The organism is Streptomyces sp. NPDC006643, assembly GCF_042870175.1.
In the GTDB taxonomy this organism is placed as follows: Bacteria; Actinomycetota; Actinomycetes; order Streptomycetales; family Streptomycetaceae; genus Streptomyces.
The window spans coordinates 209,452-235,132 of the sequence record NZ_JBIAHA010000017.1; the positions used below are offsets into that span (position 1 = coordinate 209,452).

General features: G+C 71.1%; 23 protein-coding genes and 1 tRNA gene. 16 read left to right on the forward strand and 8 right to left on the reverse strand.

Features of this window, described 5'->3' with window-relative positions; translation table 11 throughout:
* Positions 1-27 precede the first annotated feature (27 nt).
* Entirely contained in the window at positions 28-939 is a 912-nt protein-coding gene (locus ACFYNU_RS23575) for a proline iminopeptidase-family hydrolase (RefSeq protein WP_356588530.1), read from the reverse strand.
* Positions 940-1,147: 208 nt separating this feature from the next.
* Between ACFYNU_RS23575 and ACFYNU_RS23580 the strand changes: the two genes are divergently transcribed.
* Positions 1,148-2,422, forward strand: a complete 1,275-nt coding sequence (locus ACFYNU_RS23580) for a nucleotide disphospho-sugar-binding domain-containing protein (RefSeq protein ID WP_356588532.1) — start codon at positions 1,148-1,150, stop codon at positions 2,420-2,422.
* Positions 2,423-2,470: 48 nt separating this feature from the next.
* Here ACFYNU_RS23580 and ACFYNU_RS23585 read toward each other — a convergent pair whose 3' ends face one another.
* Complete coding sequence (locus ACFYNU_RS23585) at positions 2,471-3,667, reverse strand: methyltransferase domain-containing protein (RefSeq protein ID WP_356588534.1); 1,197 nt, start codon at positions 3,665-3,667, stop codon at positions 2,471-2,473.
* 458 nt (positions 3,668-4,125) lie between these two features.
* Positions 4,126-4,213: transfer RNA gene (locus ACFYNU_RS23590), tRNA-Leu, on the reverse strand.
* Positions 4,214-4,340: 127 nt separating this feature from the next.
* Here ACFYNU_RS23590 and ACFYNU_RS23595 point away from each other — a divergent pair.
* From ACFYNU_RS23595 to ACFYNU_RS23605, 3 genes are all read left to right on the forward strand, one after another.
* Entirely contained in the window at positions 4,341-5,666 is a 1,326-nt protein-coding gene (locus ACFYNU_RS23595) for a M20/M25/M40 family metallo-hydrolase (RefSeq protein ID WP_356588536.1), read from the forward strand.
* Positions 5,667-5,811: 145 nt separating this feature from the next.
* Complete coding sequence (chpH, locus tag ACFYNU_RS23600; protein ID WP_189110438.1) at positions 5,812-6,045, forward strand: chaplin ChpH; 234 nt, start codon at positions 5,812-5,814, stop codon at positions 6,043-6,045.
* Positions 6,046-6,176: 131 nt separating this feature from the next.
* Positions 6,177-6,896: a chaplin family protein gene (locus ACFYNU_RS23605; RefSeq protein ID WP_356588539.1), complete on the forward strand. Its 720-nt coding sequence runs from the start codon at positions 6,177-6,179 to the stop codon at positions 6,894-6,896.
* 113 nt (positions 6,897-7,009) lie between these two features.
* On the opposite strand, the gene ACFYNU_RS23610 is transcribed toward ACFYNU_RS23605, so the two are convergent.
* Positions 7,010-7,198 (reverse strand): DUF5703 family protein, encoded by a 189-nt coding sequence (locus ACFYNU_RS23610; RefSeq protein WP_023542774.1) that lies wholly within the window; start codon positions 7,196-7,198, stop codon positions 7,010-7,012.
* A gap of 47 nt (positions 7,199-7,245) precedes the next feature.
* Here ACFYNU_RS23610 and ACFYNU_RS23615 point away from each other — a divergent pair, with 47 nt between their 5' ends.
* Positions 7,246-7,902, forward strand: a complete 657-nt coding sequence (locus tag ACFYNU_RS23615; RefSeq protein WP_356588541.1) for a hypothetical protein — start codon at positions 7,246-7,248, stop codon at positions 7,900-7,902.
* A gap of 124 nt (positions 7,903-8,026) precedes the next feature.
* Here the strand turns inward: ACFYNU_RS23615 and ACFYNU_RS23620 are convergent, their stop codons facing one another.
* Both ACFYNU_RS23620 and ACFYNU_RS23625 read right to left on the reverse strand, forming a co-directional pair.
* Entirely contained in the window at positions 8,027-10,201 is a 2,175-nt protein-coding gene (locus ACFYNU_RS23620; RefSeq protein WP_388767163.1) for a helix-hairpin-helix domain-containing protein, read from the reverse strand.
* Positions 10,198-11,181, reverse strand: a complete 984-nt coding sequence (locus ACFYNU_RS23625; RefSeq protein WP_356588543.1) for an aldo/keto reductase — start codon at positions 11,179-11,181, stop codon at positions 10,198-10,200. The genes ACFYNU_RS23620 and ACFYNU_RS23625 overlap by 4 nt, the downstream gene beginning before the upstream one ends.
* A gap of 149 nt (positions 11,182-11,330) precedes the next feature.
* Between ACFYNU_RS23625 and ACFYNU_RS23630 the strand changes: the two genes are divergently transcribed.
* Positions 11,331-12,383, forward strand: a complete 1,053-nt coding sequence (locus tag ACFYNU_RS23630; RefSeq protein WP_356588545.1) for an LLM class F420-dependent oxidoreductase — start codon at positions 11,331-11,333, stop codon at positions 12,381-12,383.
* Positions 12,384-12,699: 316 nt separating this feature from the next.
* Positions 12,700-13,485, forward strand: coding sequence for a ferritin-like domain-containing protein (locus tag ACFYNU_RS23635; RefSeq protein ID WP_356588547.1), 786 nt, complete (start codon positions 12,700-12,702; stop codon positions 13,483-13,485).
* A gap of 61 nt (positions 13,486-13,546) precedes the next feature.
* On the opposite strand, the gene corA is transcribed toward ACFYNU_RS23635, so the two are convergent.
* The gene (gene corA / locus ACFYNU_RS23640; protein ID WP_356588592.1) at positions 13,547-14,563 is read right to left on the reverse strand and encodes a magnesium/cobalt transporter CorA; all 1,017 of its coding nucleotides are present in this window, start codon (positions 14,561-14,563) and stop codon (positions 13,547-13,549) included.
* A 120-nt stretch (positions 14,564-14,683) separates the two neighbouring features.
* Here corA and ACFYNU_RS23645 point away from each other — a divergent pair, with 120 nt between their 5' ends.
* From ACFYNU_RS23645 to mshC, 4 genes are all read left to right on the forward strand, one after another.
* Positions 14,684-15,388: a histidine phosphatase family protein gene (locus ACFYNU_RS23645; RefSeq protein WP_356588549.1), complete on the forward strand. Its 705-nt coding sequence runs from the start codon at positions 14,684-14,686 to the stop codon at positions 15,386-15,388.
* 106 nt (positions 15,389-15,494) lie between these two features.
* Positions 15,495-16,085, forward strand: a complete 591-nt coding sequence (locus ACFYNU_RS23650) for a DUF3090 domain-containing protein (RefSeq protein ID WP_329080526.1) — start codon at positions 15,495-15,497, stop codon at positions 16,083-16,085.
* Positions 16,049-16,882, forward strand: a complete 834-nt coding sequence (locus tag ACFYNU_RS23655; protein WP_356588551.1) for an SCO1664 family protein — start codon at positions 16,049-16,051, stop codon at positions 16,880-16,882. Before ACFYNU_RS23650 ends, ACFYNU_RS23655 begins: the two co-directional genes overlap by 37 nt.
* A 141-nt stretch (positions 16,883-17,023) precedes the next feature.
* Entirely contained in the window at positions 17,024-18,253 is a 1,230-nt protein-coding gene (gene mshC, locus ACFYNU_RS23660) for a cysteine--1-D-myo-inosityl 2-amino-2-deoxy-alpha-D-glucopyranoside ligase (protein ID WP_356588553.1), read from the forward strand.
* Positions 18,254-18,409: 156 nt separating this feature from the next.
* Here the strand turns inward: mshC and ACFYNU_RS23665 are convergent, their stop codons facing one another.
* A complete protein-coding gene (locus ACFYNU_RS23665) occupies positions 18,410-19,501 on the reverse strand; it encodes a PAC2 family protein (RefSeq protein ID WP_356588555.1) in 1,092 nt (363 codons plus the stop codon).
* Between the two features lie 255 nt (positions 19,502-19,756).
* On the opposite strand from ACFYNU_RS23665, the gene ACFYNU_RS23670 reads away from it, so the two are divergent.
* Genes ACFYNU_RS23670 through ACFYNU_RS23690 form a run of 5 tightly spaced genes read left to right on the forward strand, consistent with a single transcriptional unit; the run spans position 19,757 to position 25,566 of the window.
* Positions 19,757-21,076: an enolase C-terminal domain-like protein gene (locus ACFYNU_RS23670; protein ID WP_356588557.1), complete on the forward strand. Its 1,320-nt coding sequence runs from the start codon at positions 19,757-19,759 to the stop codon at positions 21,074-21,076.
* Complete coding sequence (locus ACFYNU_RS23675) at positions 21,073-21,861, forward strand: SDR family oxidoreductase (RefSeq protein ID WP_356588559.1); 789 nt, start codon at positions 21,073-21,075, stop codon at positions 21,859-21,861. Before ACFYNU_RS23670 ends, ACFYNU_RS23675 begins: the two co-directional genes overlap by 4 nt.
* Before the next feature lie 35 nt (positions 21,862-21,896).
* Positions 21,897-22,970 (forward strand): sugar ABC transporter substrate-binding protein, encoded by a 1,074-nt coding sequence (locus ACFYNU_RS23680; protein ID WP_356588561.1) that lies wholly within the window; start codon positions 21,897-21,899, stop codon positions 22,968-22,970.
* A 2-nt stretch (positions 22,971-22,972) separates the two neighbouring features.
* Complete coding sequence (locus ACFYNU_RS23685) at positions 22,973-24,535, forward strand: sugar ABC transporter ATP-binding protein (protein WP_356588564.1); 1,563 nt, start codon at positions 22,973-22,975, stop codon at positions 24,533-24,535.
* On the forward strand, positions 24,535-25,566 hold the full coding sequence (locus ACFYNU_RS23690; RefSeq protein ID WP_356588566.1) for an ABC transporter permease: 1,032 nt from the start codon (positions 24,535-24,537) through the stop codon (positions 25,564-25,566). Before ACFYNU_RS23685 ends, ACFYNU_RS23690 begins: the two co-directional genes overlap by 1 nt.
* Positions 25,567-25,681: the final 115 nt, after the last annotated feature.

Genomic DNA, 25,681 nt, shown 5'->3' on the forward strand with positions numbered 1-25,681 from the left:
GCGTCGCAGGTCGTACGGCTGAAGGAGCTAGTCGGCGAGGCCCTTCAGGAACTCCACCAGCGTCGCCCGGAAACGCTCGGGTTCCTCGAAGTGCGGCATATGGCTGGAGTCCTCGAAGATCTCCCAGCGCACGTCCGGCACCAGCTCCTCGAACGGCCGTACGGTGACCGGGGTTGCCTCGTCGTGCGCCCCGGAGATCACCAGCGTCGGGACGGCGATGTCCGGCAGCCGGTCCTGAAGGGACCAGTCCTTGAGCGTGCCGACGACATGGAACTCGCTCGGCCCGTTCATGGTCCGGTAGACGGTCGGATCGTTCGCCGTCTCCATCGTCGTCGCCAGATACTCCTTGGGCCACGGCCGGACCCGGCACACATGCCGGTCGTTGAACACCTGGACGGCGTCGGTGTATTCGGCGGAGTCCGTCGTGCCCGCCGCCTCGTGTGCCCGCAGAGTCCTCTCCACCTCGGGAGGCAGCGCGGCCCGCAGCACGTCCATCTCCTGACGCCACAACGGGTACGAGGCCGGGGAGTTGGCGACGACCAGACCACGGAGCCCGGCCGGCCGGTCCGCGGCGTGCCGCGCGGCGAGCATGCCGCCCCAGGACTGCCCGAGCAGGACGTAGTTGTCGGCGATGTTGAGCTGCCGCAGGAGGTTGTCGAGTTCGTCGAGGAACAGCTCGACGGTCCAGAAGTCCGCGCCGGCGTCCGGCAGATGGGTGGAGCCGCCGTTGCCGAGCTGGTCGTAGTGCACGACCGGCCAGCCGTCCTCGGCGAGCGCGGCGGTACGCAGCAGATAGTCGTGCGTGCTGCCGGGCCCGCCGTGCACGGTGACGACGGCCGGCCGCCGCGAGTCGGCCGGACCCGTCACGCGGTACCAGGTGCGGTACTCGCGGAACGGTATCCACCCCTTGGCCCTGGCCCGGGGCGCCGCTGCCGCCATTCCCGCCACCTCGCTTCCGAACGCCGAACTCCTTTAATCCGTCCGCGTTCCTGTCTAGCCGCCACGCCTTCCCGCGCACCAGCCCCTAAGGGGTCCCACCCCCCGGCCGCCGACCCCTAACTTGTCCGGCGCCCCTCTCTCCACAAGCACCGCGCGCGGTATAAATCGAGCGTCGCAGCCACAGTCATTGGAGAACTCCGTGCGCGTCATGCTGATGTCCTTTCCGACCCGCACCCACATCTACAGCCTGGCGCCGGTCGGTTGGGCGCTGCGGGCCGCCGGCCACGAGGTGCGCTACGTCGGCCAGCGCAATCCCGCCGAGGTCGACCCGTTCATGCAGACCGGTCTCGACGCCATGTGGACCGGTGGCGATTTCGACATCGCCAAACACCGGCACTACGCCGAGCCCGGCGACGGTACGGAGGAGAACTACTTCCCGCTCTCCGAGGCCCGCCCCGAGAAACTGACCGACGCGTTCGTCAGCGAGGCGTACGAGACGACGACCGCGATGATCCAGTACCTCAACCGGGACCGGCTGCTCAGCGAGACGCTGCGCTTCGCCAAACAGTGGAAGCCGGACCTCATCGTCTGGGATCCACTGATGTACGCGGCCCCGATGATCGCCAAAGTCGTCGGCGCCGCCCATATGCGCATGCTCTACGCCCAGGACCAGAACGCCCGCGTGCACTTCGAGTACGAGAAACTCAAGGCACGCCGTCCCGATGTCTCCTGGCCCGACCCGCTCGCCGACTGGATGTCCGAATGGCTCGGCCGGCACGGCTGTGAGTTCGACGAGGACCTGCGTTTCGGAATGGCGAGCATCGACCCCTCACCGGCCTGTGTGCGTTTCCCGCTGGACGTGAACTACATTCCCGTCCGGTTCGTTCCGGTCAACAAACCGCTGGCCGTGCCCGACTGGGTGTTCCAGCGGCCCGAGAAGCCGCGCGTACTGCTCACGCTCGGAGTGTCGAACCGCCAGGTGCACGGCGTGGAACAGGCGTCGGTGACCGATCTCCTCGAAGGACTCGGCGATCTGGACATCGAGGTGATCGCGACGTTCGACAGGACGCAGCTCTCGTCCGTGGCGCGGATTCCCGGCAATGTCAGGGCCGAGGCGTTCGTACCGATGAACGAGGTACTGGCGAGCTGTTCCGCCATCGTGCACCAGGGCGGCGGGGCGACCATCGGAAACGCCGTCGTCAACGGCGTCCCGCAACTGCTCGTACCGGGCACCATCTGGAGCGAACGGGCCTCCGCCGTCGCCCAGGAGAAGCGCGGATACGGGCTGTTCCTCGATCTGGAGGACGCGACGGCCGAGCGCGTACGGGCGTGTGTCGTGCGCCTGCTCGAAGAACCGTCGTTCCGGCAGAACGCCGTCGAGGTGCAGCGCGAGATGCTGGCCACGCCGACGCTCGCCGATATCGTCCCCGACCTGGAGGCCGCGGCGGCGGGCCGCCGTCAGGCGGTGACGGCCGGCGTCTGACGGCGCGAGGCCCGACGGCGCCCCGTCGCGCGCGGCCGGTGGCCCGTGTCAGAGCCAGCGGTCCGGCAGATCCAGCAGCGCGCGCCGCATGGCCAGCCGTTCCACGAGCGGATCACGGTCGCCCGCACCGGCGAGCGCCGCGGCCACCGTCTCCGCCGCCGGATGGGCGAGATCGCGCAAGTAGAGCCAGTCCTCGACGAATTCGCGCTCGAACGCCTCACTCGGCCAGCGCGGCCCGTCGGGGGTGGCCAGCGGATTGACCCGCAGTACGTCGCCGGGCCGGGGACCGGTGAGCCAGCCCGCCGGCTCGGCGGGCACGGGTGCCCCATGGACGAAGGCCAGGGCGGCGGCCTCGTAAAGCTTCTCCGGTTCGACCGGGTCGGCCCCGATCCCGTACAGCGCCGACTTGGTCAACTCGGCGTCGTTGAAGCACAGTCGGGGCGCCAGCGCCTCCACATACCCGTCCACCGTCAGCGGGGCGCCGGGGGAGAAGTTCTCGACGTCCGCGTTGTGCGCGTGACCGATCAGGACCCGGTCGTCCTTGGCGACCCGCTTCAACTCCGCGACGGCGTGCGGCTTGTCGGGGAAGTAGTGGAAGCTGTCGTGGGCGAAGCTCACGTCGACCACGTCGTCCGCCAGCGGGAACGGCCCCGCCGCGTCGAAGCAGACCAGCCGGGCGCGCGGCGCCGCGAACAGCCGGGCCAGCCACAGATGTGAGAAGACCAGGTCCGACCCGATCGCGGGACCCGACCGCCCCAGCCAGGGCCGCATGAAGTGCCCGGCGCCGCAGCCGACTTCGAAGAGCGTCCCGTACCGGGGGGCGTGTCCCTCCAGCAGCGCCAGCCCGCTCAGATGCGTCGGCTGGCACCAGCGGTGCAGGAAGTACGTGCCCAGCCCGCCGTAGCCGAGCCCCGCCATGACACTCGCGGCGGTCGCGGAGCCCTCGGTGACCGTGAAGACCGTCTCGCGCAGGGCGACCGGGTCGGCGGCGGGGATCGAGGCGTCCTTGCGGTCGGCGAGCAGCAGCGTGAGCGCGTGCGTCACATCGCCGGCCCGGACGGCGTCCGTCGCCTCGGCCCGCAATTCGTCATGGCCGAGGCGCAGATAGGGAATTCCGTCGATACAGGGCCAGAGGGAGTCGCCGTCCGTGAGGATGAATGGTTCCGCCCATTCCAGCGGTCCGCCTGTCGCCGGACTTCGCAGCATGTGCCTGAACTCTTCGTCCAGGAAACTTTCCCAGGCCATTCGACGCCTCCGGTGTGGGGTTCAGGCAATTGCCTGAATGTGGCTGGACCGTAGCACCGGAGTTACCGGAACGACCATGAACGAGTTATGCGCCCGGTGTGATGAGGGGTGCCCTCCGCGAGATGGCGGAAAAGAGCCGTACACCCCTAGGGGCTGCTCGGTCGCCGTGCAGGTGAAAGCAGTTCCGGGCGGATCGGAGAGTGGCGTTCCGGAAAGCCGGAATGGACCCGCAGTCCGATTCTCGGCTGGTAATCGAACGGTAAAGATAGGGGGATTGGCTAGGGGATTCGGTCGGGGTTCCCGAGAATGGTGGCCGGTACCCCGGTCACGTATTCCGGGCAATCTCCATCGATTCTTCACGGGCGGCTCCGCGCCCGCGTGCGGGATTGCCCGGCCGGACGGCCCATGGAACACGAAATGCCGGTCGGGGAGAATCCCGACCGGCATCGCTTCAACTGTGGTGTCCGAGGGGGGACTTGAACCCCCACGCCCGATAAAGGGCACTAGCACCTCAAGCTAGCGCGTCTGCCATTCCGCCACCCGGACAAGGTGTCCGCCAGACGACCGAAGGCCGTTCCGACGTGGAAAACCATAGCAAACATCGGGCACTGCCCGATCCCGCCCCGGTGGGAGGATGGGACGACCACCGGCACCGACAGCGGGAGTGAGCAGCGTGAGCCAGCCGAACACGGGCGGGACGGTCTCGGGCGAGGACGAGGTCGTGGACCTCTGCCGTGATCTGATCCGGATCGACACCAGCAACTACGGAGACCACTCGGGCCCCGGCGAACGGCTCGCCGCCGAGTACGTGGCGGAGAAACTGGCCGAGGTGGGTCTCGAACCGCGCATCTTCGAGTCCCACAAGGGCCGCGCCTCCACCGTCGCGAGGATCGCCGGCGAGGACCCCTCCAGGCCGGCGCTGCTCATCCACGGCCACACCGATGTCGTCCCCGCCAACGCGGACGACTGGACGCACGACCCGTTCGCCGGCGAGATCGCCGACGGCTGCCTCTGGGGGCGGGGCGCGGTCGACATGAAGGACATGGACGCCATGACCCTCGCCGTGGTGCGGGACCGGCTCCGCAGCGGTCGCAAGCCCCCGCGCGACATCGTCCTCGCCTTCCTCGCCGACGAGGAGGCCGGCGGCACGTACGGGGCGCGGTATCTGGTCGACAACCACCCCGATCTCTTCGAGGGCGTCACCGAGGCGATCAGCGAGGTCGGCGGCTTCTCCTTCACCGTCAACGAGAACCTGCGCCTCTATCTCGTCGAGACGGCGCAGAAGGGCATGCACTGGATGCGGCTGACCGTGGACGGCACCGCCGGACACGGCTCGATGACCAACAAGGACAACGCGATCACCGAACTCTGCGAAGCGGTGGCCCGGTTGGGCCGCCACGAGTGGCCCGTACGGATGACGAAGACGGTCCGGTCGTTCCTGGACGAGCTGTCCGACGCCCTGGGCGTCCCGCTCGACCCGGAGGACATGGAGGGCACGCTCGCCACGCTCGGCGGCATCGCGAAGATGATCGGCGCCACCCTGCGCAACTCCGCCGCCCCGACCATGCTCGGCGCGGGCTACAAGGTGAACGTGATCCCCGGACAGGCGACCGCCCATGTCGACGGCCGCTTCCTGCCCGGCTACGAGGAGGAGTTCCTCGCCGACATCGACCGGATCCTCGGCCCGCGCGTGAAGCGCGAGGACGTGCACGGTGACAAGGCGCTGGAGACCAGCTTCGACGGCCGGCTGGTGGACGCCATGCAGACCGCGCTCGTCGCGGAGGACCCGATCGCGCGGGCCGTGCCGTACATGCTGTCGGGCGGCACGGACGCCAAGTCCTTCGACGACCTCGGCATCCGCGGCTTCGGCTTCGCCCCGCTCAAGCTCCCGCCGGAGCTGGACTTCGCCGGGATGTTCCACGGTGTCGACGAGCGGGTGCCGCTGGACGGCCTGAAGTTCGGCGTCCGGGTGCTGGACCGCTTCATCGACGCCAGCTGACTCCGGCCGGGGCGATATTCGCCAGCGCGTACGTACTTGACTGAAAAGAGTGAATGCGACCATACGCTCGTAGCCTCATTACTCCCTCCTCGTTACAGGTGTGCGGTCCGAAGTTGGGACCGCATTTGCCAACGAGGAGGATTACATGATCAAGAAGGTCGTCGCCGCTGCGGCTGCCACCGGCGGTCTCGTGCTCGCGGGTGCGGGCATGGCCGTTGCTGACTCCGGTGCCCAGGGTGCCGCCGTGGGGTCCCCCGGCGTGCTCTCGGGCAACGTCATCCAGGCGCCCATCCACATTCCGGTGAATGTGTGCGGCAACACGGTCTCCGTGATCGGGCTGCTGAACCCCGCCTTCGGCAACACCTGCGTCAACGCGTGACGTTGTCACTCAACCCGTAAGGGTCTGAGCCCAGCGGCCCCGGAGCGCGCCCCATGCGCTCCGGGGCCGCCGGGCTTCAAGCCCCAGGCGTCGTGCCGGGGGTATCCGGTAGCAGAAGGCAGGAACAAGCTATGAGACAGGTCACGCGCAAAGGCCTGATCACCGTGGCGGCGGCCGGCGGCGTACTCGCCCTCGGCGGCGGCTACGCGCACGCGGACTCGGGTGCCGATGGAACAGCGGCGAACTCCCCGGGCGTGCTGTCCGGGAACAACGTCCAGGTCCCGGTGCACGTCCCGGTCAACGTCTGCGGCAACACCGTCAACGTCGTCGGAGTACTGAACCCCGCCATGGGCAACGGCTGCGCGAACGTGTCGGACGGTGCCGGCTCACGCCCCCCGCAAGGCGGCAAGGAGCACCCCGGCACTCCGGGCAAGGGCGGCTCGCACACCGAGGGAGGCGCCGGAAACTCACCCGGTGTCGGCTCCGGCAATGTGATCGAGGTGCCGATCGACGTCCCCGTGAACGTCTGCGGGAACAGCGTCGACGTCATCGGGGCACTGAACCCCACCACGGGCAACGGCTGCGAGAACGCGGACACCCCCGCGCCGCCGACCGAGCACACGCCCGAGACCCCGGGCACTCCGAAGCCCCCGACGGAGCGCGTCATCCCGCCGTCCCCCCACACCCCGAACACCCCGAAGGCACAGGTCGTCGATCCGCCGGCCGCCCCCAAGGGCACCGAGGTACTGGCCCGGACCGGGTCGGACGGGCTCGGACTGGTGATTCCGGCCGGTGCGGCCCTGCTCCTCGCGGGCGGGCTCATCTACCGCCGCGCCCGCGCCGCCGCGTAGGCACCGCACTGGGCCGTACCGCACAGGGCCGTACGAGTGACGGCACACCGGTTCGGTCCCGGTACGGCCACGGGGCGGGGCTCCGCACAGAGCGGGGACCCGCCCCGTCGCCGTCACCAGGTGGCGCGCACCTGACGGATGATGCGTCGGCGCAGCCGCACTCTGCGACTGCCGTCCCGATGCAGGCTCAGTCGGTCCATTTCCCAGTGTCCGTACTCGGCGTGGTCGGTCAGCAGGCGGGTCGCGTCGCTGCGGGACACCCCGCGCGGCACGTACACGTCGACAAATTCGTATTCCGGCATCGCATCTATTGTGCGGGCAGAGGCCCGGTACGGATAGCGTCTGCTCTATGTCTGATGCTGCGCAGCCCACGGCTGCCGAGGTACGTGCCGCCGCCGAGGCGGTCAAGGTCGCGCTGGACCGTCACCTCGCGGCGGTCGAACGCCGCACGGGGGAGGACGACCCGGCGGTTTCCGAGGCGTTCAACGCCCTTGCCACCGCGGCGGAGGCGTACGACGAGCGGCTCTACGACCTCTACGACGAGGTCACCCCCTTCGAGATCCCCGGCACGGACGACTCCTTGCCGCCCTACACGGGCCCGGAGGAGCCGAACGCGCTCAGTGTGCTCATCCGCCGCGACTACGCGGTGGCGGAGCCGCGGAGACTGCTCGCTCAGGCACAGCGCATCGCCGATGTCGACGGGGACGCCGAGACCGTGGCGGTCGTCGGCGCCAGCGTGCACGCCGCCGTCGGTGTGCTCTTCGGTGAGTACGAACCGGACGAGATCGCCTCCCGGCACAAGGAGTTCGGCCTGGAGGAGGGCGACTCGACACTCTGGGTGTCGGCCGCCGACGACCTGCCAGAGCCCGGCGAATGGCTCAGCGCCCCCTTCGAACAGGCCGACCCGCAACAGGTGGTCTGCCGCTTCGACGTCAGCTCGGTCTTCGACGAGGACGACTTCGACGGCCAGAGGGACCTCGGCGACCTGGAAGAACAGGACGCCTGACCCCGCCCCCGACCCGCCCGCACTCCCGCGGGCGGGTCCTTGCCGTCGCCCGCCCGCGGGGCGGGGCCGTGCCCGGCGTCACGCGCCGGCCGGAACTTCCCGGACGCGCTCTGGCCCGTTCGGGTCACACCGCCGGCGTGAGCAGGCCCTCCAGGAGGGAACGGAGCCGGGTCGTCCGGTCGGCCGCCGGGATTCCCGTCACCGCCTGGGCGAGCGCCTGGTCGACGCCGTGGACCACGGACAGATGGCGTTCGCCCCGGCTGAAGGCCGTGTACACCCACGGCCGGTTCAGAGCCTGCGCCGCGTCGCCGGGCAGGACCACGACGGCGGCCGGCCACCGCATCCCCGCCGCCTGGTGCGCGGTGAGCGCCCAGCCGTGCCGTACGACCGATTCGACCAGCTCCCTGGGCACCACCACGGGCAGCCCGTCGCAGTCCAGCCGCAGGCCCGCCGCGTCCGCCGACACCACCGAGGCCATCACCGCGCGGCCCGGCGCGGGCACATAGGCCACCCGGTCGTCCGGGTCGAAACCGCCGAACCGGCCGGGGCCGGGGTTCAGCCGCTCCTTGAGCGCCGCGTTCAGCGCGCGCGTGCCGACCGCCCCGGCGTGTCCCACCGTGATGACCTGTGTCTGTCCGGACGGCACACCGATCGCGCGCGGCACCGAGTCGGCGACGAGCTGCACCGTACGGTGCACGGCCTCGCCCGCGTCCCGTACGGGCACGATCACGACCTCCTTGCCGGGCGCCTCGACCTGGTTCAGCTCACCGATGCCGATGCCGGAGACCAGCTCGCCGAGCGGCCCCGGGTCCGGCGTACGCGAGGCGATCTGCGGGCACACCCGGGCCGCCAGCAGATCCGCGAAGACCCGCCCCGCGCCCGCCGACCACAGCACCCCCGGGTCGCCGCTGAGGACCAGCCGCGCGCCGTCGGGCAGCGACTCCACCAGCACCGTCGCCGTCTCCACGTCCAGCTGGGGCGCGTCCAGGACGACCAGCAGATCGAGATCCAGCGCGCCGTCCGCGTCCCGCCCCGGCCCCTCCGTGCCGGACAGCAGCCCCGCGACCGTCACCGCACCGGCGCCCAGCCGGTGCCGGCCGTTCTCGCTGTGCGCGGCCACGACCGGACGCAGACCCAGCGTGCGCGCCGCCTCGGCCAGCGCCACCGGCTCGGCGCGCGCGGCCTCACCGCCGGTGTGGACCACCAGACCGTGTCCGGCGACCGCGCGGATCAGCTCGCCCGCCGAGGGCGACGGAGCCTGCGCGGCGGCTTCGTCCCAGGACGCCTCCTGGGCGGTCTTCACCAGCCGGGCCAGGCCGTCGGCAAGGCTCTCCTCGGCGAGCGCGTACCGGTCCAGGCCGAGCAGCACCGGCACGGCCGGACCGTCGGCGGCGCCCTCCTCGTCCTCCGTACCCTCCTCGGCGGGTACGGCGCCGTCCTGGAACATCAGCACCGCGCCCTCCGCGACGGCGTGCCGCAGCGCCTCGTCCGGGTCGGGCACCGACCGCTCCGCCAGCGCGGCCCGCACCTGCGGGTACGCGAGCGCGGTGCTGCCCCGCACGGCGGCGCGCTCCAGCAGCCAGCCCACGAGAGCGGCGGCCCGCCGCTCGTCGCCGGGACCGCACCCGTCGCCGAGCAGCGCGCGGGCGAAACCGTCGGCCTGCTCGGGCTGTACGCCGGGAACGGACAGCAGCAGCCACGGATCCTCGCGCAGGGCGTCACCGGCCTGCTCCCCGAGCGCGGCCGTGACCGGTGCGGCCAGCGTCCGCGGCGCGCCACCCTCGACGAGCACGTCCCCGACGGCCGCCACGGCCCCCGGAGCGGTCTCGGCGGCCACGGCGGCGGTACGCACGGGCTCGGGAGCCCGGGGCCGGTCCTGAGCCGGTACGGGGGCGGCCACGGGCGCCGGCGGGGCCGCCTGGCCGCTCTCCATGGCCCGTACGGCGGCGAGCAGATCCGCCGCCTGCCCGCTCAGCTTGGTGCCCGCCGGGATGGGGCCCTCCTTCTCGGCCTTCCGCTGCGCGATCCGGGCGCGCAGCTCACGCTGCGCGGCGATCTCCTCCTCCGCCTCGGACAGCTGCGCCGCCGCGTCCTCGGCGGATTTCGTCCCGTCCTCCGCCGAATCCTCGGCCGCGTCCTCGGCGTCCTCGGCCGCGTCTGCATCGGACTCCGGCTCAGCGGCTGCGTCCGCCCCGGCCACCGCCACCGCCGCGGACTCCTCCGCGACCGCGCCGTCGCGGTCCTCGGCGGAGGCCTCGTCGGGGGAACCGGGGGTCGTCCCCCGGGAAGGCACAGTCACAGCGTGCTCCAGTCCTGATCGGGATAGCGGTGCACGGGCGCCGACACATCGTCGAGCGCCTGGCAGATCTCGTCCGGAAGCCTAAGGCTCTCCACTGACAACGCGGCCGTGAGCTGCTGCGCGTTGCGCGCGCCGACGATCGGGGCGACCACACCCGGCCGGTCCCTGACCCACGCCAGCGCCACCTCCAGCGCCGTCGTCGCCAGCCCCTCCGCCGCCGTCATCACCGCGTCGACGATGCGGCTCGCCGGCTCGTCGAGATACGGCTCCACGAACGGCGCCAACTGCTCCGACGCGCCACGGGAGTCGGCGGGTGTCGAATACCGGTACTTGCCCGTCAGCACCCCCCGGCCCAGCGGCGACGAGGGCAGCAGCCCGACCCCCAGATCGACGGCGGCGGGCAACACCTCGCGCTCCACGCCCCGTTGCAGCAGCGAGTACTCCATCTGCGTGCTGGCCAGCCGGGTCCGGATCCCGGGCGAGGCCAGCTGCCAGGTCGCCGCCTTGGCGAGCTGCCAGCCCGAGAAGTTCGACACCCCCGCGTATCTGGCCCGGCCGCTGCTCACGGCTATGTCGAGCGCCTGGAGCGTCTCCTCCAACGGCGTCCCGGAGTCGAACGCGTGCACCTGCCAGAGATCGACATGATCCGTGCCCAGCCGCTCCAGCGAGGCGTCCAGCGCGGAGAGCAGATGCCCGCGCGAGCCGTTGAAGCGCCGGTACGGATCCGGCACACTGCCCGCCTTGGTGGCGATCACCAGATCCCGGCGCGGCACGAGTCTCTCCACCAACTGCCCGAGCAGATACTCCGCCTCCCCGCCGCCGTACACGTCGGCGGTGTCGACAAGGGTGCCGCCCGCCTCCCAGAAAGCCTTCAACTGGTCGGCGGCGTCGTGCTCGTCGGTGTCCCGCCCCCAGGTCAGCGTGCCGAGCCCGATCCGGGACACTCGCAGGCCGGTACGGCCGAGATGCCTCTGCTCCATGACCGCTGAGATTACTGGCCGGAACCGCACTCGCAGTGAGCCTGTGGACAACCGGCCCCCGGCGGCAGCCCGATGCCACCCCTGACGGATGCCGGACCACGCGCTAGAGTCCCGGCACAGGGACGTTACTGATCGGTAAGGGAGTGGTTATGCGGCTCGGCATCAATCTCGGCTACTGGGGCGCCGGCATGGACAGCGACAACCTCGCCGTCGCCCAGGAGGCCGACCGGCTCGGCTACGACGTCTGCTGGGCCGCCGAGGCGTACGGCTCCGACGTCCCCACCGTGCTGAGCTGGGTCGCCGCCCAGACCGAGAACATCGACATCGGCTCGGCGATCCTCCAGATCCCGGCCCGCCAGCCCGCCATGACCGCGATGACGGCCGCTACGCTCGACTCGCTCTCCGGCGGCCGGTTCCGCCTCGGCCTCGGCGTCTCCGGCCCGCAGGTCTCGGAGGGCTGGTACGGCGTCAAGTTCGACAAGCCGCTGTCCCGCACCCGTGAGTACGTCGAGATCGTCCGCCGCGCCATGTCCCGCGAGCGCCTCTCCTACGAAGGCGAGCACTGGACCCTGCCGCTGCCCGACGGACCCGGAAAGCCGCTCAAGCTCACCGTCCACCCCGAGCGCCCGCACATCCCCCTCTACATCGCCGCGATCGGCCCCAAGAACCTCGAACAGACCGGCGAGATCGCCGACGGCGCCCTGCTGATCTTCCCGTCGGCCGAACATCTTGAGGAGACCGCGCTCCGGCATCTGCGCGCGGGCCGCGAGAAGGCCGGTCTGACCATGACCGGATTCGATGTCTGCCCGACCCTGCCGATCGCGCTCGGCGAGGACACCGCCGCGCTGGCGGACATGTTCCGCCCGTACACCGCCCTGTACGTGGGCGGTATGGGCAGCCGTAAGCAGAACTTCTACAACCAGCTGGCCGGGCGCATGGGGTACGAGCGCGAGGCGGCGGAGATCCAGGACAAGTACCTCGCCGGCGACAAGGACGGCGCCGCGGCGGCCGTGCCGCACCGGCTGATCGACTCGACCACACTGCTCGGCCCGGTGGAGCGGATCGCCGACCGGATGAAGGAGTACGACGCGGCCGGTGTGACGACCCTGACGCTGTCCCCGGCGGGCTTCACCCTCGACGACCGCCTCGCGGCCCTGCGCGCGGGCACCGAGGCCCTGGAACTGGCCGGCCTCGTCACCTGAGGGCACCGAGGCACCTCAGGGATCTCAGGGACTCAGGCGCCCGGTGTACCGCCGCGGCGGTACCCGGCAGCACCTGACTGGCTCAGAAGTCCGCGGCCGTGGTGGGGGCTCGGGGGGTCTTCCCCGCCACGGCCGTCACGAAGGACAACGCCCCGGCCCCCACCCGGTTACGCGCCCGCGCATACGTACGGACGTGCGCCGTCCCGTCCTCCCATCGGCCGAGTCGGGACGCTGTGCTGTTGCCGCTTCCCGCCGGTCACATTTGACTCACCTGTGTGGGTGTCTGCGGCGGACACCGGCATGGAGGTGGCATCCGATGCTCTCGGCCCGAGGCCTGTTCGAGGAAATCCTCGACAACGACGAATCCTTCCGGCTCTTCTGCTCCATCGCGGCCAGCGGCGAGGCCCAGGGCGGCTGGGAGAACGGCCGTATCGCCGCCTTGGTCCCCGACGGAATGCGTGACCTCGCCCCCAAGATCACCCGGCACGGCGCCGACGAGGACAAACACGGCCGTATCTTCCACGCCCTCCTGAAGAGGCGCGGCCTGGAACCGGTCGACGTCCCGCCCGCCACCGACTACACGATGCTGCTCGAAGAGCGCGGCATCGGTCTCACGCACGACAAGTTGCGCCGGAACGACCCGCTGACCGAGGAGGACATCGTCGTCTACCTCTCGCACAGCCGGGTGACCGAACAGCGCGCCGCCGACCAGATGGACATGCTGATGCGGTACTTCGGCGACCACCCGCTCGTCGGCAACGCCATCCGGATCATCAGCGCCGACGAGGACAACCATCTGGCGTACTGCCACGAGGAGTTGCTGCGCCTCGCGGGACTCGGCCACGGCCGCACCATCCACCGGGTGCTCCGGGAGAGCGCGCAGGCCGAGATCCGGATCTACCGCGACGTGAGCCTCGCCGTGATGGACCAGATGGGCCGTGTTCTCGACTGGCCCCGGCCCAAGGCGGCACTGCTGCGCGCCGGGATCCTCGGTCTGTACGCGATGGAGCGGGCGGGCGGCTGGCGGCGCATGGTCAGTCTCACCATGCCGGAGCGCCGCGACGCGCTGGGCGGCCCGGCGACCGCCGCCCCCGCCTTCTGAGCCCGGATTCCGGAGCCCAGAGCCCCTCCAGGCCCCCGCCCCCGGCCGTCGGATCAGCGGATCAGAGCCACCCGTTGCGCTTGAAAAGCCGGTGCAGGAAGATCACCGCGCCCACCATCAGGGCGATCGCGGCCGGATACCCCCACACCTGGCTCAGCTCCGGCATGTGCTGGAAGTTCATGCCCCACACCCCCGCGAGCAGCGTCGGCACCGCCGCCATCGCCGCCCAGGCCGAGATCTTGCGCATGTCGTCGTTCTGCCGCACGCCCATCTGCGCCAGATGGGCCGACAGGATGTCCGAGAGCAGCCGGTCGAGGCCCTCCACCTGCTCGTTGACGCGCGTCAGATGGTCGTCCACGTCCCGGAAGAACGGCTGCGACCGCTCCTGGACGAACGGCACACCGGAGCGCGTGAGCCGCGAGATGGGCGCCGCCAGCGGCCCGGCCGCCCGGCGGAACTCCAGCACCTGCCGCTTGAAGGTGTAGATCCGCTCCGCCGCCGGCTGGTCGCCCGCCTCGCGGCTCCTCGCCGAGCCGCCCTCGGCGGGCGAGAAGACCTGCGTCTCCAGCTCCTCCAGGTCGACCTGGAGCTCCCCGCAGACATCGAGGTAGTGGTCGACCACCGCGTCGCTCACGGCGTAGAGAACGGCGGTGGGACCGTGCTTGAGCACGTTCGGCTCCGCCTCCAGCCGGGTGCGTACGGCGTGCAGCGGCGCGCCCTCGCCGTGCCGGACGGTCACCACGAACGAGTCGCCGATGAAGATCATCAGCTCCCCGCTGGTGACGGTGTCCTTGTCGGAGTCGTACACCACCGGCTTGAGCACCATGAACAGGGAGTCGTCGTAGACCTCCAGCTTGGGCCGCTGATGCGCCTTGAGCGAGTCCTCCACGGCCAGTGGATGCATCCCGAACTCACTGCTGACGAGGGCGAACTCCTGCTCCGTCGGCTCATGGAGCCCGATCCAGAGAAAGGCGTTCCCCTCCGCACGCGCCTCGGCGAGGGCGTCGGACAGATCTGCGGGCCCGTCGGTACGGCGCCCGTCGCGGTAGATGGCACGGTCGACGATCACCCCGTGCATTCTTCCCGGGAGAAGCGCTTCGACGCACGTCTGCCGCACCCGCTCCCTGTTCACCGGCCGCCCGCCCGCCGCTGTCCGGGTGGCCACCGCGCCCTTCCCCCGCCGGTCTAGGCTGGCCCCATGGCCACCCTGATCCTCGTACGGCACGGGCGTTCCACCGCCAACACCTCGGGCGTCCTCGCCGGCCGGACCCCCGGCGTCGGGCTCGACGAGCAGGGCCTCGCGCAGGCCGCCGCCCTGCCGGGGCGCCTCGCCGGCCTGCCGCTCGCCGCCGTCGTCAGCAGCCCCCTCCAGCGCTGTCTGGAGACGATCCGGCCGCTCCTCGACGCCCGCCCCGGCGTCGAGACGCACCACGAGGAGCGGATCAACGAGTGCGACTACGGCGACTGGTCCGGGCGCAAGCTCGCCGAACTCTCCGACGACCCCCTGATGTCGGTCGTGCAGCAGCACCCCTCGTCCGCCGCGTTCCCCGGCGGCGAGTCGATGCGCGCCATGCAGGCACGCGCCGTGGACGCCGTACGGGACTGGAACGCCCGCGTCGAGGCGGAGCACGGCGAGGACGCCGTCTTCCTGATGTGCTCGCACGGCGACATCATCAAGTCCCTGGTGGCCGACGCCCTCGGCATGCACCTCGACCTCTTCCAGCGGATCCACGCCGACCCCTGCTCGATCACCGCCATCAGGTACACCCGGCTGCGCCCGTTCGTGGTGCGGCTCGGGGACACCGGCGACCTCGGGTCCCTGACGCCGCGTGAGAACGGCGCGGCGGGAAAGAAGGACTCCAGCGGTGAAGCCGTCGTGGGTGGTGGCACCGGCGCGGTGTGATCGCCGCGCGCAGTAGGGTGGACGGGCCGTCCGTGCCATCCCCGGAAGTTCGCCCGCCGGGCACCGCGGCCCGCCCCATTCCGTCAATTCCCAAGGGAGACAGGACGTGTCCCGTCAGGTGTTCCTCTACGACCCGCCGGACCGCTTCGTGGCCGGTACGGTCGGGCTGCCTGGCCGCCGTACGTTCTTCCTCCAGGCATCCGCCTCGGGCCGCGTCACCAGCGTGTCCCTGGAGAAGACCCAGGTCGCCGCGCTCGCCGAGCGGATCGATGAACTGCTCGACGAGGTCGTGCGCCGTACCGGCGGCAACGCACCGGTGCCCGCCATGGCACCCACCGACGTCGCCGACGCCGCCCCGCTCGACGCCCCCGTCGAGGAGGAGTTCCGGGTCGGCACCATGGCCCTGGCCTGGGACGGCGACGAACAGCGCATGATCGTCGAGGCCCAGGCACTCGTCGAACTCGACGCGGACACCGACGAAGACCTCGCCGACGCCGAGGAGCGGCTGCTCCAGGACGAGGAGAACGGCCCGCCGATGCTCCGCGTGCGGCTCTCCGGCGCCCAGGCGAGGGCCTTCGCCAAACGTGCCCTGGACGTGGTCAACGCAGGCCGGCCGCCGTGCCCGCTGTGCAGTCTGCCGCTCGACCCGGAGGGACACGTATGTCCGCGCCAGAACGGATACCGCCGCGACGCATGAGCGTGACCGCGCTGGATCTGATCACCAAGGGCGAACTGACCGTGCGGGGCCGGATCCGTGAGGCCTCCAACGCCGTTCTCCACTGCGCCGTGTCGTACGAGGGCCACGAGGCGTTCTGCGTCTACAAGCCCGTCGCCGGGGAGCAGCCGCTCTGGGACTTCCCCGACGGCACGCTCGCCCAGCGCGAGGTGGCCGCGTACGAGATCTCCGAGGCGACCGGGTGGGGTCTGGTGCCGCCCACCGTGCTGCGCGACGGGCCGTACGGCGAAGGCATGTGCCAGCTGTGGATCGAGGCCGACGAGAGCGACACGGCGCCCCAACTCCTCGCGCTGGTCGAGGAGAAGGAGCCCGCCGAAGGCTGGAAGGCGATCGGTTTCGCCGAGGTCGGCGAGGGCCGCACGGCGTTGCTCGTGCACGCCGACGACCCGCGCCTGCGGCGGCTCGCGGTCCTCGACGCGGTCATCAACAACGGCGACCGCAAGGGCGGCCATCTGCTGCCCGAGGCCGGTGGCCGGCTGTACGCGATCGACCACGGCGTCACCTTCAACGTGGACGACAAGCTGCGCACCCTGCTGTGGGGCTGGGCGGGGGAGCCGCTGCCCGCCGAGGCCGTCACGGTCCTGGACCGGCTGGCCGGCGAACTCGCCGAAGGCACCCCGCTCGCCACCCGGTTGGCCGAACTGATCACACCGGCCGAGACCGAGGCCGTACGCGCCCGGGTCCAGGAGCTGCGCCGTACGGGACTGCATCCGAAGCCGTCCGGGCAGTGGCCCGCGATCCCCTGGCCGCCGGTCTGAGCGGACGTATGTGCACGGCGGGGGCGCCGGCGGGCCGTGCGGCGGCCATGCACCGACCGGCGGATCACGCAAGAGCGCCGAACTGGACAACAGTCCTGGTCCGGTTCGTATCCGGAAGCAACGTCCGGTTACGCTCATGACATGCATGCCTGGCCCGCTTCCGACGTCCCCGCCCTGCCCGGCAAGGGCCGCGACCTCCGGATTCACGACACCGCGACCGGTGGCCCCGTCACCGTCGATCCCGGACCCGTCGCCCGTATCTACGTCTGCGGCATCACGCCGTACGACGCGACGCACATCGGGCACGCGGCGACCTACAACGCGTTCGACCTCGTGCAGCGCGTCTGGCTCGACACCAAGCGGCAGATCCAGTACGTCCAGAACGTCACCGACATCGACGACCCGCTGCTTGAGCGGGCGGCGCGCGACGGGGAGGACTGGACCGGGCTCGCCGAGCGCGAGACCGCCCTCTTCCGGGAGGACATGACGGCGCTGCGGATGCTGCCGCCGCAGCACTACATCGGCGCGGTCGAGGCGATACCGGGCATCGTGCCGCTCGTGGAGCGGCTGTGCGAGAGCGGCGCCGCGTACGTCCTGGAGGGCGACGTCTACTTCTCCGTCGAGGCCGACCCGCACTTCGGCGAGGTCTCCGGTCTCGACGCGGAGGCGATGCGGCTGCTCTCCGCCGAGCGCGGCGGCGACCCCGAGCGACCCGGCAAGAAGAACCCGCTCGACCCGATGCTCTGGATGGCCGCCCGCGAGGGCGAGCCGGACTGGGACGGCGGCAGTCTCGGCCGCGGCCGGCCGGGCTGGCACATCGAGTGTGTGGCCATCGCCCTCGACCACCTCGGCATGGGCTTCGACGTCCAGGGCGGCGGCAGCGACCTGGCCTTCCCGCACCACGAGATGGGCGCCTCGCACGCGCAGGCGCTGACCGGCGAGTACCCGTTCGCCAAGGCGTACGTGCACGCCGGGATGGTCGCTCTCGACGGCGCGAAGATGTCCAAGTCCAAGGGCAATCTGGTCTTCGTCTCGACCCTGCGCCGGGCGGGCGTGGACCCGGCCGCGATCCGGCTCTCGCTGCTCGCGCACCACTACCGCGCCGACTGGGAGTGGACGGACCAGGTGCTCGAAGAGGCGGTGGCACGGCTGGCGCGCTGGCGTGCGGCCGTGTCCCGTCCCGACGGCCCCGACGCGGGTGCGCTGGTGGAAGAGGTCCGGGAGGCCCTGGCGAACGACCTGGACGCCCCGGCGGCCCTGGCCGCCGTCGACCGCTGGGCGGCCCGTCAGGAGTCCACGGGCGGTACGGACGAAGGGGCACCCGGAGTGGTTTCCCGGACGGTCGACGCGCTGCTGGGCGTCGCGCTGTAGAGCGGTGACGGAATCGGTGCACCGGGTCCGCCCGGGGGCCGATTCGTCCCCGGTCGCCGGACGGACCGCGGATCCGGTCCGTCCGGCGATCGACAGCCAACACGACGAGGTCACACGTGACCCGGTGGCCGGATGCCCGGCCACCCGCCGCGCCGCTCAGTCGTCCGAGGAATCCTCGTCGTCCGCCGGGCCGGCGTCCGGGCCCGGTTTCCCGTCGGGACCGGATTCCTTGTCCTTGTCAGGCCCCGTGGCTGGACCCGTGGCCGCGTCCGGACCCGGTCCTGGCCTCGGGGCCCGCGGCGGTCTGCCGCGCCCCGGTCCCGAACCCGGCCCCGATGTGTCGCGCAGATACGTCCCCGAGCCCTCGCCGGTCTCCGTGGCGTGCCCGCCGGGCGCCTGCCCGGGACCGCCGTCACGCCGGCGCAGATACCGCTCGAACTCCCGCGCGATGGCCTCGCCCGACGCCTCGGGCAGCTCCGCGGTGTCCCGCGCCTCCTCCAGCGACTGGACGTACTCCGCCACCTCGCTGTCCTCGGCGGCCAGTTGGTCCACCCCGAGCTGCCACGCCCGCGCGTCCTCCGCCAGTTCGCCCAGCGGGATCCGCAGCCCGATCAGATCCTCCAGCCGGTTCAGCAGGGCCAGCGTGGCCTTCGGGTTGGGCGGCTGCGACACGTAGTGCGGTACGGCGGCCCACAGACTCACCGCCGGCACCCCCGCGTGGGTGCACGCCTCCTGAAGGATGCCGACGATGCCCGTCGGCCCCTCGTACCGCGTCTCCTCCAGGTCCATCGTCCTGGCCAGGTCCGCGTCCGAGGTCACGCCGCTCACCGGCACCGGGCGGGTGTGCGGGGTGTCGCCGAGCAGCGCGCCCAGGATCACCACCATCTCCACGCCCAGCTCATGGGCGAAGCCCAGGATCTCGTTGCAGAAGGAGCGCCAGCGCATGGACGGTTCGATGCCGCGGACCAGCACCAGGTCACGGGGTTTCTCCCCGCCGACCCGGACCACGGAGAGCCGGGTCGTGGGCCAGACGATCTTCCGTGCGCCGCCGTCCAGCCAGACCGTGGGCCGGTTGACCTGGAAGTCGTAGTAGTCCTCGGCGTCGAGCGCCGCGAACACCTCGCCCTTCCACTCCCTGTCCAGATGTCCGACCGCCGTGGAGGCGGCGTCGCCGGCGTCGTTCCAGCCCTCGAACGCGGCCACCATGACCGGGTCGATCAGCTCGGGTACCCCCTCGAGCTCGATCACCCAGGCCTCCTTCCGAAGTGTTCTCTGAACGTACGGACCAACCTTACGGCTTCTCAGCTACCCGCCCGCAGCCCCCGTGCACGCGCGGGTGAACTTCCGCGCCGCTGGGCATGGCTGGGGGTGCCGAGGCAACGAATCGGAGAATTCATCCGAGCTGTGACCGTAAATTTCGTTCCGCCCCTGGACGTTTACCCGTCAACGACGCTATACATCGGATGACCGAAGAGGTCCGATGTTCTTCTCAGGGGGCGTGCAGTGAGTCAGACCGTCACAGAGTTCGGGGTACACGACATCCGCTTCCCCACCTCGGAACAGCTCGACGGCTCGGACGCCATGAACCCCGACCCCGACTACTCCGCGGCCTACGTGGTCCTGCGCACCGACGACGGCGCCGAGGGCCACGGCTTCTGCTTCACCATCGGCCGGGGCAACGACGTGCTCGCCGCCGCCATCGAGGCCCTGCGCCCGTATCTGATCGGCCGCCGGGCACCGCGTACCGCCGCCGATCTCGCCGCGCTCCACATCGAGTTGACCCACGACTCTCAACTGCGCTGGCTGGGCCCGGAGAAGGGCGTGATGCACATGGCCGCGGGCGCGGTCATCAACGCGGCCTGGGACCTGGCGGCCAAGGCCGCGAACCTGCCCGTCTGGGAGTTTCTGGCCGGCATGACGCCGGAGGAGTTGGTCTCCCTCGTCGACTTCCGCTATCTCACCGACGCCCTCACCCCGGCCGAGGCGCTGGAGATCCTGCGCGCCGCCGAGCCAGGCCGCGCCGAGCGCGCCGCCCGGCTGCGCGCCGAGGGCTACCCCGCGTACACCACCTCGCCCGGCTGGCTCGGCTACGACGACAACAAGCTCGTCACCCTCGCCGAACAGGCCGTCGCCGACGGCTTCGAGCAGATCAAGCTCAAGGTGGGCGGCGACCTGGACGACGACGTACGCCGGATGAAGCTGGCCCGCGCGGCGGTCGGCCCGGACATCCGTATCGCCGTCGACGCCAACCAGCGCTGGGACGTGCCCGACGCGATCCGCTGGATGACCGCGCTGGCCCCGCACGAACCGCACTGGATCGAGGAGCCCACCAGCCCCGACGACATCCTCGGCCACGCCGCCGTCCGGGCCGGCCAGCCCGTCAAGGTCGCCACCGGCGAACACGTCGCCAACCGCGTCGTGTTCAAGCAGCTGCTCCAGGCCGAGGCCGTCGACTTCGTCCAGATCGACGCCGCACGCGTCGCCGGAGTCAACGAGAACCTGGCGATCCTGCTCCTCGCCGCCAAGTACGGCAAGCCCGTCTGCCCGCACGCCGGCGGAGTCGGCCTGTGCGAACTGGTCCAACATCTGGCGATGTTCGACTACGTTGCCGTCTCGGGCACCTGGGAGGACCGCGTGATCGAGTACGTCGACCACCTCCACGAGCACTTCACCGACCCCGCGGTGATCGACTCGGGCCGCTACGTCGCGCCGGGCGCCCCCGGCTTCTCGGCGCGCATGCGCCCGGAGTCGATCGCCGCACACCGCTACCCCGAAGGGCCCGTCTGGCAGGCCCGCCGCACCACCGAGGAGGCCAACTCATGACCGCGGCACAGGACACCGGAGACTTCGCGGGCCTCAGCGCCCTCGTGACCGGCGGCGCCTCCGGCATCGGCGCGGCCATCGCGACCCTGCTGCTCGCGCGCGGCGCGCGCGTCGCCGTACTCGACCGCGACATCACATCGGCCCCCGCCGGCACCTTGGCGCTGAAGGCCGACGTGACCGACGACGCCGCCGTCCGCGCGGCCGTCGACGCGGCGGCGGCCGAGTTCGGGGCCCTGCACACCGTCGTGTCCAACGCCGGGATCGGCGCGATCGGCACCGTCGCCGACAACGACGACGCCGAATGGCTGCGGGTCCTCGACATCAACGTCCTCGGCATGGTCCGCACCGCGCGCCACGCCCTGCCCCATCTGCGTCTCGCGGCGGAGAGCCGGCCCGGTGCCGTCTCCATCACCCACACCTGCTCCATCGCCGCCACGGCCGGACTGCCGCAACGCGCCCTGTACAGCGCCAGCAAGGGCGCGGTGCAGTCGCTGACGCTCGCGATGGCCGCCGACCACGTACGCGAGGGCATCCGCGTCAACTGCGTCAACCCCGGCACCGCCGACACCCCCTGGGTCGGCCGCCTGCTCGACCAGGCAGCCGACCCGGCGGCCGAACGCGCCGCCCTCGAAGCGCGCCAGCCCACGGGACGGCTGGTCGGCGCGGACGAGGTCGCCGCCGCGGTCGCCTATCTCGCCAGCCCCGCCGCAGCCGCCGTCACGGGCACGGCACTCGCGGTAGACGGAGGAATGCAGGGCCTGCGCCTGCGTCCCGCCACCCCCTGAGCTTGAGCCGACACTCACCCAAGGACGGACAATCCATGCTGCGACACCCTGTGGGGCGATCCCCACGCACCGCACTGCGTACGAGCGCCGCGGCCTGCGCCGCGCTGCTCGCCGTCACGGCCCTCGCGGGCTGCAACCGTGACTCGGGGAGCGGGGACGCCGAAGGCGGCGGCAAGGTCGGTATCGACCTGCCGCGCAGTGACAGCGACTTCTGGAACTCCTACCAGCAGTACATCGAGTCCGGCGTCAAGGACGAGGGGGTCGACGCGCTGCCGCTGACCAACTCGCAGAACGACATCGGCAAGCTCGTCTCCAACGTCCAGGCCTTCACCGACCAGGGCGCCAAGGCCGTCGTCATGGCCCCGCAGGACACCGGCGCGATAGCCGAGACGCTGGCCACGCTGAACGAGAAGAAGATTCCCGTCGTCAGTGTGGACACCCGCCCCGACAAGGGCGACGTCTACATGGTCGTACGGGCCGACAACCGCGCGTACGGCGAGAAGGCCTGCGAGTACCTCGGCGAGCAGCTGGGCGGCAAGGGCAAGGTCGCCGAGTTCCAGGGCGACCTCTCCTCCATCAACGGCCGTGACCGTTCGGAGGCGTTCAAGAAGTGCATGGACGAGAAGTTCCCGGACATCCAGGTCTTCGAGCTGGCCACCGAGTGGAAGGGCGAGGTGGCGTCCGCCAAGCTCCAGTCCACCCTCGCCGCCCACCCCGACCTCAACGGCATCTACATGCAGGCCGGCGGCGTCTTCCTCCAGCCCACGCTCGCCCTGCTGGAGCAGAAGAAGCTCCTCAAGCCGCCGGGGGAGAAGGGCCACATCACGATCATCTCCAACGACGGCATCCCGGAGGAGCTGGACGCGATCCGGGAGGGCAAGATCGACGCGACGATCTCGCAGCCGGCCGACCTGTACGCCAAGTACGCGCTGTACTACGCGAAGGAGGCGCTGGCCGGGAAGACCCCGAAGGAGGGGCCGACCGACCACGACTCCAACATCATCAAGATCCCGGGCGGCTTCGAGGACCAGCTGCCCGCGCCCCTGGTGACCAAGGAGAACGTGGACGACAAGGCGCTGTGGGCCAACCAGCTGGAGAAGAAGAGCTAGTCATGGACCACCAGGCACCTGCGGCCGGAGGGCCGGCAGCGGCGGCGCCCGCCGTCCACGCGGAGGGCATCGTCAAGCGCTTCGGTCCCACCGTGGCGCTCGACGGTGTCCGGCTGACCGTCGCGCCCGGCGAGTCCCACGCACTCGTCGGGCGCAACGGCGCCGGCAAGTCCACCCTCGTCAGTGTCCTCACGGGACTCCACGAGGCCGACGCGGGAAAGGTCAGCTTCGGCGGTGAGCCGGCGCCCCCCTTCGGCGACATCACCGCCTGGCAGTCCAAGGTCGCCTGCGTCTACCAGAAGTCGATGGTCGTGCCCGACCTGACCGTCGCCGAGAATCTGTTCCTCAACAACTACGGCCTGGACAACGGCCGTTCCGGGCTCGCGGGCCGGCTGATCAGCTGGCGCCGGCTCCGCACCCGGGCCGAGGAACTGCTCGCCGAGTACGGGGTCAGCGTCGACCCGAACGCGCGCGCCAAGGATCTCGCCGTCGAACAGCGGCAGTTCGTGGAGATCGCGCGCGCCCTGTCGTTCGGCGCCCGCCTCATCATCCTGGACGAGCCCACCGCCCAGCTCGACGCCCGAGGCATCGACAGCCTCTTCGAGAAGCTCCGCGACCTCCAGAGCCAGGGGGTGGCGTTCCTCTTCATCTCCCACCACCTCCAGGAGGTGTACGAGCTGTGCAGCACGGTCACCGTCTACCGCGACGCCCGCCATGTCCTGACCGCACCGGTCGCCGACCTGGCCAAGGCGGACCTGGTGACGGCCATGACGGGCGACGCGGCGAGCTCGGCCGCGGCTTGGCACGCCGCGCACGCGGTGGCGCCGGACCGGACGGCGGAGCCCGTACTGACCACCGAAGGGCTCACTCTGGAGGGCGAGTTCGAACCGCTCGATCTCGAAGTGCGCCCCGGTGAGGTCCTGGGTGTGGCCGGGGCCGCGGCCAGCGGCAACACCGCGCTGGGCGAGACCCTGGCCGGTATGCGAAAGGCGACGGCGGGCCGGATCGCGGTACGCGACCGGACGGTGAGGCCGGGCAGCGTCCCGCACTCGCTGGACGCCGGGATCGGCTACATCCCCGAGGACCGGCACCTCCAGGGACTCGTACTGAACCGCAGTGTCGCCGAGAACGCCACCCTCACGGTCGCCGATCAGCTCGGCCCGTGGGGGACCGTACTGCCCTCCCGTACCAGGGAGTTCGCACGGTCCATGATCGCCTCGCTGGACATCAAGACGACGGGTCCCGAGCAGCCGGTCTCGGGTCTGTCCGGCGGCAATCAGCAGAAGGTCGTCGTCGCCAGGGCGCTGGCCCGCGCGCCCAGCGTGCTGGTGGCCCTGCGCCCCACGGCGGGCGTCGACGTCAAGTCGAAGGACTCGCTGCTCGGCGTCGTGCGCCGGGTGGCCGACGAAGGAAACGCGGCCGTGATCATCTCGGACGAGCTGGATGATCTGCGGGTCTGTGACCGCGTACTGGCCCTGTTCCACGGGCGAGTGGTGGCAACGTTCGGGAGCGGGTGGACCGACCGGGAACTGGTCGCCGCCATGGAAGGTGTGGGGGAGAGCTGATGACCGACACGATACGACCGCCGGTGCTCGACAAGGAGCGCGACGACGACCACCCGCTGAGCCGGCTGAAGCTCATCAGGTGGAGCGACTTCTCGCTCGTGCCGGTGATCCTGGTGCTGATGGTGATCGGCTTCATCGTCTCGCCGGTCTTCCTCACCTCGAACAACCTGATCAGTGTCGTCCAGCAGTCGTCCGAGCTGAGCCTGCTGGTGCTCGGCCAGGCGCTGATCCTGATCTGCGGCCGGATGGACCTGTCGCTGGAGTCGACGATCGGCATCGCGCCGGTCATCGCCATGTGGATGGTGCTGCCGGGGGAGGGCGGCCGGTTCGCCGGTCTCGATCTGCTGCCCGTCTGGTCGGCCATCCCGCTGTGTCTGCTGGTCGGCCTGGTCGTCGGCGTGATCAACGGCTTCCTGATCCTGAAGCTGCGGGTCAACGGATTCATCGCGACCCTCGGCATGCTCACGATGCTGCGCGGCCTTCAGATCGGCATCACCGAGGGCAAGTCGATCACCGATGTCCCGGAGTCCTTCCGCTACCTCGGCAAGACCGACTGGCTGGGGGCGCCCGCCGCCGTCTGGATCTGTCTGGCGCTCTTCGCCATCGGCGGCGCGTCGCTCGCCTGGCTGCGGCACGGACGTTCGCTGTACGCCATCGGCGGCAACCCGGAGGCGGCGCGCGCCGCCGGTGTCCGGGTCGACCGGATCACCTGGATCGTGCTCGCCATCGGCGGCGTCCTCGCGGCCTTCGCCGGCATCCTCTACACCGGCCATTACGGCTCGGTGGCCGCCACCCAGGGCAACGGCTGGATCTTCCAGGTCTTCGCCGCGGCCGTGATCGGCGGCATCAGCCTCAAGGGCGGGCGCGGCACGCTCTTCGGCGCGCTGACCGGTGTGCTGACGCTGCAACTGGTCGTGAACGTGATGACGCTGGGCGGGGTGCCCGCGCTCTGGAACCAGTTCCTGAACGGCGCGATCATCATCGTCGCGCTGGTCATCTCACGGTTCGCGAGCGGCGAGAAGCAGGACTGACGGATACGGCTACGGCCACGGGTACGGCTGCGGGGGGGGGGGGGGGGGGGGGGGCCGCCCCCCCCCCGCCCCCCCCCGGCCCCCCCCCGGGGCCCGGGGGGGGCCCCCCCCCGCC

What these genes read in the sequence shown, in the direction of transcription:
- ACFYNU_RS23585 (WP_356588534.1), bottom strand. Translation starts at nt 3,667, where the DNA reads ATGGCCTGGGAAAGTTTCCTGGACGAAGAGTTCAGGCACATGCTGCGA.
- ACFYNU_RS23655 (WP_356588551.1), top strand. Translation starts at nt 16,049, where the DNA reads ATGTCCGCGCCAGAACGGATACCGCCGCGACGCATGAGCGTGACCGCG.
- ACFYNU_RS23680 (WP_356588561.1), top strand. Translation starts at nt 21,897, where the DNA reads ATGCTGCGACACCCTGTGGGGCGATCCCCACGCACCGCACTGCGTACG.
- ACFYNU_RS23645 (WP_356588549.1), top strand. Translation starts at nt 14,684, where the DNA reads ATGGCCACCCTGATCCTCGTACGGCACGGGCGTTCCACCGCCAACACC.
- ACFYNU_RS23635 (WP_356588547.1), top strand. Translation starts at nt 12,700, where the DNA reads ATGCTCTCGGCCCGAGGCCTGTTCGAGGAAATCCTCGACAACGACGAA.
- ACFYNU_RS23615 (WP_356588541.1), top strand. Translation starts at nt 7,246, where the DNA reads ATGTCTGATGCTGCGCAGCCCACGGCTGCCGAGGTACGTGCCGCCGCC.
- ACFYNU_RS23675 (WP_356588559.1), top strand. Translation starts at nt 21,073, where the DNA reads ATGACCGCGGCACAGGACACCGGAGACTTCGCGGGCCTCAGCGCCCTC.
- ACFYNU_RS23685 (WP_356588564.1), top strand. Translation starts at nt 22,973, where the DNA reads ATGGACCACCAGGCACCTGCGGCCGGAGGGCCGGCAGCGGCGGCGCCC.
- ACFYNU_RS23575 (WP_356588530.1), bottom strand. Translation starts at nt 939, where the DNA reads ATGGCGGCAGCGGCGCCCCGGGCCAGGGCCAAGGGGTGGATACCGTTC.
- ACFYNU_RS23625 (WP_356588543.1), bottom strand. Translation starts at nt 11,181, where the DNA reads ATGGAGCAGAGGCATCTCGGCCGTACCGGCCTGCGAGTGTCCCGGATC.
- chpH (WP_189110438.1), top strand. Translation starts at nt 5,812, where the DNA reads ATGATCAAGAAGGTCGTCGCCGCTGCGGCTGCCACCGGCGGTCTCGTG.
- ACFYNU_RS23580 (WP_356588532.1), top strand. Translation starts at nt 1,148, where the DNA reads ATGCTGATGTCCTTTCCGACCCGCACCCACATCTACAGCCTGGCGCCG.
- corA (WP_356588592.1), bottom strand. Translation starts at nt 14,563, where the DNA reads ATGCACGGGGTGATCGTCGACCGTGCCATCTACCGCGACGGGCGCCGT.
- ACFYNU_RS23610 (WP_023542774.1), bottom strand. Translation starts at nt 7,198, where the DNA reads ATGCCGGAATACGAATTTGTCGACGTGTACGTGCCGCGCGGGGTGTCC.
- ACFYNU_RS23690 (WP_356588566.1), top strand. Translation starts at nt 24,535, where the DNA reads ATGACCGACACGATACGACCGCCGGTGCTCGACAAGGAGCGCGACGAC.
- ACFYNU_RS23630 (WP_356588545.1), top strand. Translation starts at nt 11,331, where the DNA reads ATGCGGCTCGGCATCAATCTCGGCTACTGGGGCGCCGGCATGGACAGC.
- mshC (WP_356588553.1), top strand. Translation starts at nt 17,024, where the DNA reads ATGCATGCCTGGCCCGCTTCCGACGTCCCCGCCCTGCCCGGCAAGGGC.
- ACFYNU_RS23605 (WP_356588539.1), top strand. Translation starts at nt 6,177, where the DNA reads ATGAGACAGGTCACGCGCAAAGGCCTGATCACCGTGGCGGCGGCCGGC.